A 12,198-nucleotide genomic window follows, 5' to 3' on the forward strand; every position below is an offset into this window, starting at 1 on the left:
GCGGGGGCGTCGTCGTGCGGGGTGGTGCCGGAGAACCCGGCACCACGGCATACCTCACTCCGAGGTGGGCAGCTCCGGGAGCACGTCGGGGTTCTCCTCGATCCAGGCCTTCACGGCCTCGGCCTCGTTGCCCTCGCCGTACTCGTTGACGACCATGTCCTCCAGGGACCCGTACTGGTCGTCGTCCAGCTTCAGCTGGCCGATCCACTCGGCGGCCTCGGGGAACTCCTCGGCGAAGCCCTCGCGGCCCAGGAAGTGCAGGGCCTCCGGGTCGCCCAGGGCGCCCTCGGGGTCCTCGAGGTCCTTGACCGGGAACTCGGCGTTGGCCCAGAACGGCCGCCACAGGGTGACGACGATGTCCTCCTCGTTCTCCACCGCGTTCTGCAGCTCGGTGAGCATCGCGGTCGTGGAGGAGGTGACCAGCTCGAACTCCTCATCCAGCCCGTAGGTCGGGAAGACGCTCTCGTTGGTGACGCGGGTCAGACCGGCACCCGGCTCGATGCCGATGACCTGGCCGTCGAAGCGGTCGGCGTTGTCGGCCAGCTCCTCCAGGGAGTCGATGTCGACGTACTCCGGCACCGCGATGGTCAGCACCGCGCTGTCGTAGTAGCTGCCCAGGTCCTCGATGCTGTCGCCGTACTCCTCCATGTAGTCGGCGTGCGTGACCTCCGACCACGCCGAGGGGTACATGTCGACGTCCCCGTTGGCCAGCCCGGCGTAGAGCGGGGCCGGCTCGGTGAGGGTCTCCATCTCGACGGTGTAGCCCATCTCCTCCAGCTGGTTCTCCAGCAGGTAGGCGGTGGACAGCCCGTCGGTCCAGGAGGGCAGGAAGCCCAGGGTGATCTCGCCGGAGGCCCCGCCGGCGGCGGCGGCGTCCTCGGTCTCCTCGGTGGTGGTGTCCTCGCCGCCGGTGTCCTCGGCGGCAGGGTCCTCGCCGCCGTCGCCGCAGGCGGCCAGCACGAGGCCGGCGGTGGCGAGGCTGGCGACGAGCCCGGTGGTGCGGGCCCGGCCGGTGGTGCGCGTGATCGTCGTGTTCCTCATGATCGGATCGTTCCTTTCGGTCGAGGTCGTGCGGACGGAGTATGTCGTCGCGCCGGTCAGGTGCCGGCGCGGACGGACGTGTCGGTCGGGGTCGGGGACGTCCCGGAGGAGTCTCCCGACGGGGTCTCGGAGGTGGTCGTCGGCTGCGGTCCGCCCGCCGCGGTGCGGCGCGCGCGCAGGCGGGCCAGCAGCGAGCCGGGCTGCCGGCCGGGGTTGCCCAGGGCGGAGGTGACCCGGTCGAGGAAGATCGCCAGGATCACCACGCCGATGCCGGCCTCGACCCCGAGCGGGGTGTTGAGCCGGGCGATGGACTCCACGACCAGCTTGCCCAGGCCGTCGGCGCCGGTGAAGCCGGCGATGACCGCCATCGACAGGGCGAGCATGATGACCTGGTTGACGCCGGCCATGATCGTCGGCACCGCGAGCGGCATCTGGATGCCGCGCAGGATCTGCCAGGAGGAGGCGCCGAACGCCTGCCCGGCCTCGACGGTCTCGGCGTCGACCTGACGGATGCCCAGCTCGGTGAGCCGGACCCCCGGCGGCAGGGCGAAGATGATCGTGGCGAAGATGCCGGGCACCAGGCCGATGGAGAAGAAGGTCACGGCCGGGATGAGGTAGACGAACCCGGGCATGGTCTGCATGAAGTCCAGCACCGGCCGGACCACGGCGCTCACCGCGTCGTTGCGCGCGGCGAGCACGCCCAGCGGGATGGCGACGGCCACCGCCACGACGGTGGCGACGATGACCAGCGCGAGCGTCTGCATCGAGGGCAGCCAGATGTCCATCGAGATGATGAGCGCGAAGCCCAGGGCGGTGCCGACCGCCAGCCGCCAGGAGGCGACCACCCAGGCGACGAGGGCGAAGAGCGCCACCATGACCAGGGGCGGGGGCCACATCAGCAGGTCGACCAGGCCCTCGACGACGAAGGTCATGACGTCGCGGAAGAGGGTCAGCAGGACGTTGAGGTTGTCGTCGATCCAGTCGAACGCGGTGTCGATCCAGTCGCCGACGGGGACGCGCGGCAGCATGCTCTCCTCGGCCGTGCTCATCGGGACACCTCCTCGGCGGGGTGGTTGGACAGTGCGGTCAGCAGCGTCACCTGGGGGATGAGCCCGGCGAGGCGACCCTGCTCGTCCACGACGAGCAGCGGGCTGGTCCGGCGGGCGGCGTCGGCGAGCAGGTCGGCCAACGGGGTGCCCAGCGTGACGGTGCTGGCGCTGCGCTCGGTCAGGGGCAGGTCGGTGCGCCCGGCGCGGACCGCGGCCGCGATCTCACCGGGCAGCACGACCCCGACCGGGGTGCGGTCCCGACGGACCACCGGAAGCGCCTCGAGCTGGTGCTCGCGGATGAGCTTGTGCGCCTGCTGGGGGCCCTGCTCGGCACCGATGACGTACTCCGGCTTCTCCATCACCGCGCCGGCCGTGAGCACCTTGGCCCGGTCGACGTCCTGGACGAACTGGGCCACGTAGTTGCTGCTCGGGTCGTTGAGGATCTGCTCGGCGGTGCCGATCTGCTCGATCCGTCCGTCGCGCATCATGGCGATCCGGTCGCCCAGGCGCATGGCCTCGTTGAGGTCGTGGGTGATGAAGACGATGGTCTTGTCCAGCCGCTGCTGCAGGTCCACCAGCTGGTCCTGCATCTCCCGACGGATCAACGGGTCCAGCGCGCTGAAGGCCTCGTCCATGAGCAGGATGTCGGTCTCGGCGGCCAGGGCCCTGGCCAGGCCCACGCGCTGCTGCATCCCTCCGGACAGCTCGCCGGGCAGGGACTCGCCCCAGCCCTCGAGCCCGACCATCTCCAGAGCACGGTCGGCGCGCTCCTCGCGGTCGGCGCGGGACATCCCCTGCACCTGCAGCCCGTAGGCGGCGTTCTCGCCGACCGTGCGGTGCGGCAGGAGCGCGAAGTGCTGGAAGACCATGGAGATCTTCTCGCGGCGCACGCGCCGCAGGGCCTCCCCCTTCAGCCCGGAGAGGTTCTCGCCCTCGATGACCACCTCGCCGGCGGTCGCGGGGTGCAGGCCGTTGATCATCCGGATGAGCGTGGACTTGCCGGAGCCGGAGAGCCCCATGACGACGAAGATCTCGCCGGGCTCGACCTCGAAGGAGGCGTCGATGACCGCGGGGGTCAGCCCGTCGGCGCGCAGCTCGCTCCGGGTGGCGCCCCGCGTCAGGGCGTCGACCCCCCGCTGGGGTCGTCGGCCGAAGATCTTGTACAGATGCTCGGCGGCTAGGAGTGGCACAGGGTCGTCCCTCGGTCGTCGGTCGGCGGTCGTCGGACAGCAGCTCGCTCGCGCGGTCGTCACGCGGCAGGGTCGCGGTCCGCCGCGCGGGGGGATCGTCGCCGACGGCGACGACCGTCTCGCCCGGCCGGGGCGCCAGGAGGCGCCGACACCGGCAGCGCAGGACGAGCCGCCTTTCGACGTTAGAGGACGCGAATGCCGGGCAGCCACCGCAACCGTCGTGAATTGCGGTTTCGTGATCACACCGTGATCGGCCCGTGGCCGGATCGTGACGGGGAGGACGGAATAGGTCCCCGGTGGGAAAGGCCCTCCCACCGGGCGCGGAAGGGCGCGGCTGGCTAGACTCGCCGGCACCGGCGGAACCGGCCGCGGGTCCGCCCGTCACCCACGGAGGTCACGCATGTTCCTCACCCCGCTGATGAAGCGCCTCGAGGAGACGGAGGGCCTCGACGCCGCCGTCGACTCGGCCCGGTCGACGGTCAACACCGTCCTGCCGCAGGGTCCGGTCAAGGACGTCCTGCACGGCAAGCCGCTGGGCCACGCCCTGCACCCCCTCCTCGTCGCCCTGCCGATCGGCCTGAACGTGGGCGCCAGCCTGCTGGACGTGCTCGGCGACGAGGGCGACCAGGCGGCGGCCCGCCGGCTCGTCGGGGCGGCGCTCGTCTCCACCGTGCCGACGGTGGCCACCGGGTGGGCCGACTGGTCCGAGCTCGGCTCGGCGCAGCGACCGGCGCGGGTGGGCCTTGTCCACGCCGTCGCGAACGGCGCCGCCGCGGGGGTGTTCGCGGCGAGCTGGTTCGCGCGCCTGGCGGGCCACCACCGCGCCGGCGCGGCGCTGTCGATGGTGGGCCTGGCGGGACTGGGGGCTGCCGGCTACCTCGGCGGGCACCTCGTCTACGCCCAGGGCGTCGCGGTGAGCCGCACGATGGACCACGAGCCGGCGCCAGCCGACTGGACCGACGTGGCGGCGGCGGAGGACGTGGGGGAGGGGCTCCTGCGGGTGGAGGCGGCCGGCCAGCCGGTCGTGCTGACCCGGGCCGGGGGTGGGCTCGCCGCCCTCGCCGCCACCTGCACCCACCTGGGCGGACCGCTGGACGAGGGCACGGTGGAGGACGGGTGCGTCGTGTGCCCGTGGCACGGCAGCCGCTTCGACCTGCGCGACGGTGCGGTCGAGCGGGGCCCGGCCTCGGTGCCCCAGCCCGCCTACGACGTCCGGGAGACGGACGGCCGCGTCCAGGTGCGCGCCCGGCCCTGACCCGACCCGATCAGCGCAGGAGGGGGCCGAGCCAGCGCTCGGCCTCCTCCACCGACCAGCCCTTGCGGTCGGCGTAGTCCTCGAGCTGGTCGCGGTCGATCCGACCGACGGCGAAGTAGGTCGCCTCGGGGTGTCCGAGGATCAGCCCGGACACCGCGCTGTTGGGGCTCATCGCTCCGTGCTCGGTCAGCACCATCCCGGCGGCCCGCTCGGCGTCCAGCAGCGTCCACAGGGTGAACTTCTCGGTGTGGTCCGGCTGGGCCGGGTAGCCGGGAGCGGGCCTGATCCCGTCGTAGCGCTCCTTGATAAGGTCCTCGACCGGCAGGTCCTCCTGCGCCGCGTAGCCCCACAACCGGGTCCGCACCTCCCGGTGCGTCCACTCCGCGAACGCCTCCGCGAGCCGGTCGGCCAGCACCTGCACCATGATCGCGCCGTAGTCGTCGTGCTCCTCGCGCAGCTGCGCGGCCAGCTCCTCGGCCCCGTGGATCGAGACGGCGAACGCCCCCACGTGGTCGTCCTGCGGCGCGACGAAGTCGGCGAGCGCGGCATACCCTCCCTGGGAGCGTTCCCGCTGCTGCCGCAGCGTGTGCAGTCGCACCGGCCCGCCGTCCAGGTCTGCGTCCACGTCCAGGAGGATGTCGTCGCCGTCGCGCCGGGCCGGCCACAGCCCGACGACGCCGCGGGCCCGCAGCAGACCCTCCTCGAGGATGAGTTCCAGCCACCGCTGCCCGTCGGCCCAGGTGGTGCGGGCCTGCTCGCCGACCTTGGGGTCCTGGAGGATGCGGGGGTAGGAGCCGCGCAGCTCCCAGGCGGTGAAGAAGGGCGTCCAGTCGACGATCTCGAGCAGGTCCGCCAGCGCGGGCTCGAGCACCTGGGTGCCCAGCAGCGCGGGCGTGGTCGGCACCGGCTCGGTGACCGCCCGGCTGCTCGCGCGCGCGGTCTCCAGGGGCACCAGCGAGACCTTCTTGCCCGCGTGCCGCTCGCGCAGCTCGGCGTAGGCGAGCGCCGTGCGGTCGCGCAGCTTCTCCTCGTGGTTGATCGCGTCGGCGACCACCCCCACGGCGCGGGAGGCGTCGACGACGTGCACGACGGTGCCCTCGTAGGCGGGGTCGATCTTCACCGCCGTGTGCGCCGCCGACGTGGTCGCGCCCCCGATGAGCAGGGGCGTGGCGAGCCCGCGGCGCTGCATCTCGGTCGCCAGCGAGACCATCTCGTCCAGGCTCGGCGTGATGAGGCCGGAGACCCCGACCACGTCGGCCCCGATCTCGTCCGCGACGGCCAGGATCTTCTCCGCCGGCACCATGACGCCCAGGTCGGTGACCTCGTAGCCGTTGCAGCCCAGCACGACCCCGACGATGTTCTTGCCGATGTCGTGCACGTCCCCCTTGACCGTGGCCATGACGACCCGTCCCTTGGTGCGGCCGCCGGTCTCCGCGGCGGCGGCCTCCAGGTAGGGGGTCAGGTGGGCGACGGCCTTCTTCATCACCCGCGCGGACTTCACGACCTGCGGCAGGAACATCTTGCCGGCACCGAAGAGGTCGCCGACCACGTCCATGCCGGCCATGAGCGGGCCCTCGATGACCTGCAGGCCCGAGCCCAGCTGCTGGTAGGCCTCCTCGGCGTCCTCGACGACGTAGGTGTCGATCCCGTGCACGAGGGCGTGCCGCAGACGCTCGGTGACGTCGGCGTCGCGCCAGGCCAGCTTGGCCAGGGCGGCGGCCGACGGGCCGCCCCCGCCGGGGCCGGCCGCCTCGGTCTCCGCCTTGATCCTCTCGGCGAGCTCGATGAGCCGCTCGGTGGCGTCCTCGCGACGGGCGAGGACCACGTCCTCGACGTGCTCGCGCAGCTCCGGGTCGAGGTCCTCGTAGACGCCGAGCATCCCGGCGTTGACGATGCCCATGTCCAGGCCCGCGCGGATGGCGTGGAAGAGGAAGACCGAGTGCATGGCCTCGCGCACGGTGTTGTTGCCACGGAAGGAGAAGGACACGTTGGAGATGCCGCCGGAGACCAGGGCACCGGGGAGGTTCTCCTTGATCCAGCGGGTCGCCTCGATGAAGTCCAGGGCGTAGCGGTCGTGCTCCTCCATGCCGGTGGCCACCGTCAGCACGTTGGGGTCGAAGACGATGTCGTGGGCGGGGAAGGGCTCCGGCAGCGCCTCGCCCCGGGTGGTCAGGAGGCGGTAGGCCCGCTCGCACACCGCGGTCCGCCGCTCCAGGGTGTCCGCCTGGCCCTGCTCGTCGAAGGCCATGACGACCACGGCGGCGCCGTACCTGCGCACGACGGCCGCCCGCCGCAGGAACTCCTCCTCGCCGTCCTTGAGCGAGAGGGAGTTGACCACCCCCTTGCCCTGGATGCAGCGCAGCCCCGCCTCGAGCACCTCCCAGCGCGAGGAGTCGATCATCACCGGCACCCGGGCGACGTCCGGCTCACCGGCGAGCAGGTTGAGGAAGTGGGTCATCGTCGCCGGGCCGTCGAGCATGCCCTCGTCGACGTTGACGTCGATGAGCTGGGCGCCGGCCTCGACCTGCTGCCGCGCGACCGCCACCGCGGCGTCCCAGTCGCCCTCGGTGACGTGGCGGGCGAACTTCGGGCTGCCGGTGATGTTGGTCCGTTCACCGACGTTGACGAAGTTGACGTCGGGCGTGAGGGTGAACGCCTCCAGGCCGGAGGTGCGCAGGTATGGCGTGCCGCTCCCGGGGGTGCGGGGGGCCGCGTCGGCGACGGCCTCCGCGATGGCGCGGATGTGGTCGGGGGTGGTGCCGCAGCAGCCGCCGACGATGTTGAGCAGTCCCTCCTGGGCCATCGAGCCGAGGACCTCGGCCATCTCCTCGGGGGTGTCGTCGTAGCCGCCGAACGCGTTGGGCAGGCCGGCGTTGGGGTGCACCGAGGTGAGGGCCGTGGTGGCGGCGGCGACGTCCCGCAGGTGCGGACGCATGGCCTCGGCGCCGAGCGCGCAGTTGAGGCCGAGCGAGAACAGGTCGACGTGCTCGGTGGAGACCGCGAAGGCCTCGGGGGTCTGGCCGGACAGGGTGCGGCCGGAGGCGTCGGTGATCGTGCCGGAGAGCATCACCGGGACCGGTCCGTCGGCGGACCCCGAGGCCAGGCGCCCCTCCTGGACGTCGGCGATCGCGTGCAGGGCCGCCTTGGCGTTGAGGGTGTCGAAGACGGTCTCGACCATCAGCAGGTCGACGCCGCCCTCCAGGAGCGCGGCCGCCTGCTCCGCGTACGCCGCGCGCAGCTGGTCGTAGGTGATCGCGCGGACCTCGGGGCGCTCGACGTCGGGGGACAGCGACGCGGTCCGGTTCGTCGGTCCGAGCGAGCCGGCGACGAAGCGCGGACGGCCGTCCTCGGCCGCCACCTCGTCGGCGGCCCGGCGGGCGACGCGGGCCGCGGCCACGTTGATGTCGTGGACCAGCTCCTGGGTGCCGTAGTCGGTCTGGGCGATCGAGGTCGCGCTGAAGGTGTTGGTCGTGAGGATGTCGGCACCGGCGCGCAGGTAGGCGCGGTGCACCTCGGCCACGACGTCCGGTCGGGTCAGCCCCAGGAGGTCGAAGTTGCCCCGCAGCGCCGTGCCGGCGTGCGCCGACCATCCGGGACCCTTCCCGTGGAAGTCGGCCTCCCCGAGCTCGACCTGCTGCAGCATCGACCCGTATCCGCCGTCCAGGACGAGGATTCTTCCGCGGGCAGCGGTCCGCAGGGGGTGTTCAGGGGTCGATGCTTCGGCGGTGGTCGTGGTCGAGGGCACCCGCCCACTGTAGGTGCCGCCACGTCAGGGTCCGAATCTCCCGGGGCGCCCTCAGTCTCCTGCGGCGTCCTCGTCCACCCGGTTGTCCGGACCGGGGGCGTCCGGCAGCTCGCTGGCCCGGACCAGCCGCAGGGCGGTGACGAAGATCAGGCCGCCCAGGATGTTGAGCGGCACGACGTACCAGAACCAGGCCAGCCACTCGCCGTACGTCACCGACCCCTCGGCGTGGATGGCGCCGAAGATGATGATCGAGTCGAGCACGGAGTGGAACAGGCTCAGCCCCGCCAGGAGGAAGCCGGCGGCGAACGCGGCCACCACCTTGACCCCGTCCGAGTCCGTGCCCTGCTGCATCCGCGTCAGGACCGTGATGACGAAACCGCCGAGCAGTGCGAGGGCGACCGCGCGCAGGTCGAGCGGCGCGTCCACGAAGTGCCGGGCGGTCTCGGTGAGCACCTCGCCGTACTCCGGGAACGCGCGGGCGACCAGCCACATGAACACCCACCCGCCCACGAGGTTGGTCACCAGGGTGACGCCCCACAGCCGCATCAGCTGCAGGAACGTGCCACGGCCGGCGAAGAGGGCCATGACCGGCAGCAGGAACCCCTCGGTGAACAGCTCGCTGTGCGCGAGGTAGAGCGCCATGAAGCCGATCCCGAACGCGAGCCCGGCCAGCAGGTGGTCGCCCGTCGCGTGCAGCACCGCGAGGTAGGCCAGGATCCCCAGTCCTACCTCGAACCCGCCGGAGATTCCGGTCGTGAGCAGCGCCCGCCAGCTGCGGTGCAGCCGCTCGGCGCCCTCGTCCACCGTGTCGTGGAAGGAGTCGACCACCTCTTCCTCGGCCCGGGGCGCGGTGGCGTCGACCTGGCCCTGCCGGTCCTGGGCGAGCTTGTCGTCCGTCGGCCGTGCGCCGGTCTCGCTCATGGTGCCTCCTGGGTCCTGGGCTGCCCATGCTAGATCCGCGGACCCCCTGGAACCCCCCAGCCGGGGGGTGGGTCGGCGTCCCGGCCCGCGGGATGCTGCAGGGGAGGCCACCGGATCCGCGCGTGGCCGCACCGAGGAGGACGAGATGGATCGGGGAAGGGTCGAGACGGACCAGGTGCTGGTGGTCGGCAGCGGACCGGCCGGGCTGGCGACGGCGGCGGAGCTGCTGCGCCGCGGCATACCCACGACGGTGCTGGAGCGGGGCGAGCGTCCCGCGGCCGCCTGGGCCGGCCGGTACGACGGGTTGCGCTTCAACACGAGCCGCTGGTGGTCGGCGCTGCCGGGAGCGCCCTTCCCCCGGTCCTACGGGTGGTTCCCGACCCGGGACCAGTACGTGGACTACCTGGACGCCTACGCGGCCCGCCACCACGTCCCGGTCCGGACCGGCGTGGAGGTCCGGCGCATCGACCCGACCGACGACCGGGACGGGTGGACCCTGACGACGGGAGAAGGAGCGGTGAACGCCCGGCACGTGGTCGTGGCCACCGGGATCGCCAACCGGCCCGTCCTGCCCGGCTGGGCCCACGGGTCGCCGTTCACGGGGACTGTCGTGCACTCGGCGGCCTACCGGAACGCAGGCCCCTACCGCGACCGGCGCGTCCTCGTGGTGGGGGCCGGGTCCTCGGGCATGGAGATCGCCCACGAGCTCGCGGTGGGCGGCGCTGCCGAGGTGCTGCTGTCCGTGCGAACCCCGCCGAACCTGCTCCTGCGCTCCAGCGGCGGGTTGCCGACGGACCTTCCGGTGCCGGTCTTCTTCCGCCTGCCTGTCCCGCTGGTGGACGGCATGCTCCGCCGGCTGCAGCGCCTCACCGTGGGAGACCTGTCCGGCCACGGACTGCCCCCGTCGCCAGAGGGCTCGATCGCGGCGCTCATGGCCCGCGGTGCGGGGACGGCGATCGTGGATCGCGGCACCGTCGCGTCGATCCGGGACGGGTCGATCCGGGTGGTCCCCGCCGTAAGCGGCCTGGACACCACGGGCGCGCGGTTCACCGACGGCAGGCGGGCGGACGTCGACGACGTGGTGCTGGCCACGGGGTTCAGCACCGCGCTGGAGGAGATGGTGGGACATCTGGACGTGCTCGGTGTGCTGGGACTGCCCCGCGTGGCCGACGGGGGCGAGGCCGCCCCCGGTCTGCGGTTCGTGGGGTACGTCTACCGGCCCGGTCTCACCGGGTTCGTGGGGCGGCTGGCGCGGCGGGCCGCCCGTGAGCTGGCCCGGGAACGGCGTGGCGCCCCTGCCCCCGCGCCCGTCTGAGGGCGCCGGACGGGGAGCCGTGGCGCGGGCCGTCGAGCAAGCCCCGGCGGGACGGGTCCTCGAGGTCAGGACCCGCGGGCCGACCGTACACGGGGCTCGTGGGAGAGCCGGGCGACCAGCTCCACGCGGCTGCCCACGCCGAGCTTGGCGAAGATCGCCTTGACGTGGCCGCGCAGGGTCTCGGACGTGATCCACAGCTGCTGGGCGATGTCGGCGGTCGACATGCCGGTCAGCAGGAGCTGGGTGACCTCGCGCTCCCGGGCGGTGAGCTCGTGCAGGTGCAGCAGCAGCGGTGCCACGTCGGACCGGCGGGCCGGCTCCACGAGGACGGCGGTGCGGCCCGAGGGACCCGCCAGCCTGGTCCCCCGGACGAGCAGCCACTCCCCGGTGACGGCGCGGGCCCGGGCCACGGCGGGCGGACCGGAGACGCACCGCTCGGCCAGCGCCCGCGCCTGGGCCGCAACCTCGTGGACGACCACAGATCCGTCGAGCCGGCCGTCCTCCACCGGTCCCAGACGCTCCAGGGCGTCTGGGGTGGCGGACTCGACGCCGCCGTCGTCGTCGAGGACGACCAGACCGGGGCCGTCGTCGCGGTGTGCCTCCTCGGACCACTCCTCGTGCAGCAGGAGCCCCGTGCGGATCCCGTGGGCCACGTGCGGGGACAACCGCGCGACGACGTCCACCTCGCGCCGGCTGAACCACGGCTCCTCGGCGAGGCGGGTCAGGCACGCGTGGCCCCACATGACGGCGCCCGTGCGGAAGACGGTGCGCAGCTCGTCGCCGAACCCCTCGGGGTCGTAGATCCGCGTCCACCGCAGACATCGCTCCAGATGCCCCCCCGTCGTCGCGCTGAGCGCGGCCGCCGGCACCTTCGCCCGTCCCAGGTCGACGAACTTGTTGAGGTCGTCCCCGTGGCTGCCCAGCTCCAGCTCGATGAGTCCCAGCTGGGCCTGCCGGGGCACGTCCTCCTCGTAGACGCCGTTGATGAGCAGGGTGTCGGGATCCACGAGGAGCCAGCCTGCGACGTCGTAGGGAACGTGCCGACGGACCGCCGCCGCGACCCGCTCCAGCAGGACCAGGGGCTCCTGGGCACGCGCGCAGATCCCGGCGACCTGCGTCACGAGCCGGTCGTCGTCCGCGCGGGAGCGGAGCGCCATGATCGCTCATTGTGCTCACCTCCGCCCCCGGGTGTCGAGGGCCTGGCCACCGGGCGGGGCGACGTCCGGGGGTGTCGACCGCCCCGCGTTTGCCAGACCCCCGGGGCGCTGGGACAGGGTGGAGCAGTCCGAGGCGCGTGCGCACCCACCACCCCCCGGTGGTGGCCGTGGGCGTCGAGACCGGCCCCGGCCGGTCGTCGCACCGACGATGAGGAGACCTCATGCTGACCGTCACCGAGAACGCCCAGGCCGTCGTCAAGGGCCTGACCTCCGAGCAGGGCATGCCCGAGACCGCGGGGCTGCGCCTGGCGCTGGCCCCCGACCAGACCCAGCTCCAGGTGGCCCTCGTGCCGCAGCCGGAGCCGACCGACCAGGCCGTCCCGAGCACCGAGGCGCCGGTCTACGTGGCCGAGGACACCGTCCCGGCCCTGGCCGACCAGACGCTCGACGCGGCCCAGACCGCCGAGGGCGTCGGCTTCACCCTGCAGCCGCAGGAGCCGAGCGCCTGAGCAGCTCCTCGCGCAC

At 73.0% G+C, this 12,198-nt stretch carries 9 protein-coding genes; 3 read left to right on the top strand and 6 right to left on the bottom strand.

Annotated features, from left to right (window positions below):
• Window positions 1–54: 54 nt before the first annotated feature.
• Genes ACWHYA_RS07400 through ACWHYA_RS07410 form a run of 3 tightly spaced genes read right to left on the bottom strand, consistent with a single transcriptional unit; the run spans window position 55 to window position 3,280 of the window.
• The gene (locus ACWHYA_RS07400) at window positions 55–1,041 is read right to left on the bottom strand and encodes a glycine betaine ABC transporter substrate-binding protein (protein WP_425943290.1); all 987 of its coding nucleotides are present in this window, start codon (window positions 1,039–1,041) and stop codon (window positions 55–57) included.
• A gap of 56 nt (window positions 1,042–1,097) precedes the next feature.
• The gene (locus ACWHYA_RS07405; RefSeq protein ID WP_425943289.1) at window positions 1,098–2,090 is read right to left on the bottom strand and encodes an ABC transporter permease; all 993 of its coding nucleotides are present in this window, start codon (window positions 2,088–2,090) and stop codon (window positions 1,098–1,100) included.
• The gene (locus ACWHYA_RS07410; protein ID WP_425943288.1) at window positions 2,087–3,280 is read right to left on the bottom strand and encodes a quaternary amine ABC transporter ATP-binding protein; all 1,194 of its coding nucleotides are present in this window, start codon (window positions 3,278–3,280) and stop codon (window positions 2,087–2,089) included. The genes ACWHYA_RS07405 and ACWHYA_RS07410 overlap by 4 nt, the downstream gene beginning before the upstream one ends.
• A gap of 400 nt (window positions 3,281–3,680) precedes the next feature.
• On the opposite strand from ACWHYA_RS07410, the gene ACWHYA_RS07415 reads away from it, so the two are divergent.
• Complete coding sequence (locus tag ACWHYA_RS07415) at window positions 3,681–4,535, top strand: Rieske 2Fe-2S domain-containing protein (RefSeq protein WP_425943287.1); 855 nt, start codon at window positions 3,681–3,683, stop codon at window positions 4,533–4,535.
• A gap of 10 nt (window positions 4,536–4,545) precedes the next feature.
• On the opposite strand, the gene metH is transcribed toward ACWHYA_RS07415, so the two are convergent.
• Both metH and ACWHYA_RS07425 read right to left on the bottom strand, forming a co-directional pair.
• Window positions 4,546–8,280: a methionine synthase gene (gene metH, locus ACWHYA_RS07420; protein ID WP_425943286.1), complete on the bottom strand. Its 3,735-nt coding sequence runs from the start codon at window positions 8,278–8,280 to the stop codon at window positions 4,546–4,548.
• 51 nt (window positions 8,281–8,331) lie between these two features.
• Window positions 8,332–9,201, bottom strand: coding sequence for a formate/nitrite transporter family protein (locus ACWHYA_RS07425; protein WP_425943285.1), 870 nt, complete (start codon window positions 9,199–9,201; stop codon window positions 8,332–8,334).
• A 145-nt stretch (window positions 9,202–9,346) separates the two neighbouring features.
• On the opposite strand from ACWHYA_RS07425, the gene ACWHYA_RS07430 reads away from it, so the two are divergent.
• Window positions 9,347–10,516 carry a flavin-containing monooxygenase gene (locus tag ACWHYA_RS07430; protein ID WP_425943284.1) on the top strand — a complete coding sequence of 390 codons (1,170 nt, stop codon included), beginning with the start codon at window positions 9,347–9,349 and terminating at the stop codon, window positions 10,514–10,516.
• Between the two features lie 65 nt (window positions 10,517–10,581).
• Here the strand turns inward: ACWHYA_RS07430 and ACWHYA_RS07435 are convergent, their stop codons facing one another.
• On the bottom strand, window positions 10,582–11,673 hold the full coding sequence (locus ACWHYA_RS07435; RefSeq protein WP_425943283.1) for a helix-turn-helix transcriptional regulator: 1,092 nt from the start codon (window positions 11,671–11,673) through the stop codon (window positions 10,582–10,584).
• Window positions 11,674–11,894: 221 nt separating this feature from the next.
• On the opposite strand from ACWHYA_RS07435, the gene ACWHYA_RS07440 reads away from it, so the two are divergent.
• Window positions 11,895–12,182: a Fe-S cluster assembly protein HesB gene (locus tag ACWHYA_RS07440; protein WP_425943282.1), complete on the top strand. Its 288-nt coding sequence runs from the start codon at window positions 11,895–11,897 to the stop codon at window positions 12,180–12,182.
• Window positions 12,183–12,198: the final 16 nt, after the last annotated feature.

Source organism: Ornithinimicrobium carbonis (genome assembly GCF_977012275.1).

What these genes read in the sequence shown, in the direction of transcription:
- ACWHYA_RS07400 (WP_425943290.1), bottom strand. Translation starts at nt 1,041, where the DNA reads ATGAGGAACACGACGATCACGCGCACCACCGGCCGGGCCCGCACCACC.
- ACWHYA_RS07405 (WP_425943289.1), bottom strand. Translation starts at nt 2,090, where the DNA reads ATGAGCACGGCCGAGGAGAGCATGCTGCCGCGCGTCCCCGTCGGCGAC.
- ACWHYA_RS07415 (WP_425943287.1), top strand. Translation starts at nt 3,681, where the DNA reads ATGTTCCTCACCCCGCTGATGAAGCGCCTCGAGGAGACGGAGGGCCTC.
- ACWHYA_RS07425 (WP_425943285.1), bottom strand. Translation starts at nt 9,201, where the DNA reads ATGAGCGAGACCGGCGCACGGCCGACGGACGACAAGCTCGCCCAGGAC.
- ACWHYA_RS07430 (WP_425943284.1), top strand. Translation starts at nt 9,347, where the DNA reads ATGGATCGGGGAAGGGTCGAGACGGACCAGGTGCTGGTGGTCGGCAGC.
- ACWHYA_RS07435 (WP_425943283.1), bottom strand. Translation starts at nt 11,673, where the DNA reads ATGGCGCTCCGCTCCCGCGCGGACGACGACCGGCTCGTGACGCAGGTC.
- ACWHYA_RS07440 (WP_425943282.1), top strand. Translation starts at nt 11,895, where the DNA reads ATGCTGACCGTCACCGAGAACGCCCAGGCCGTCGTCAAGGGCCTGACC.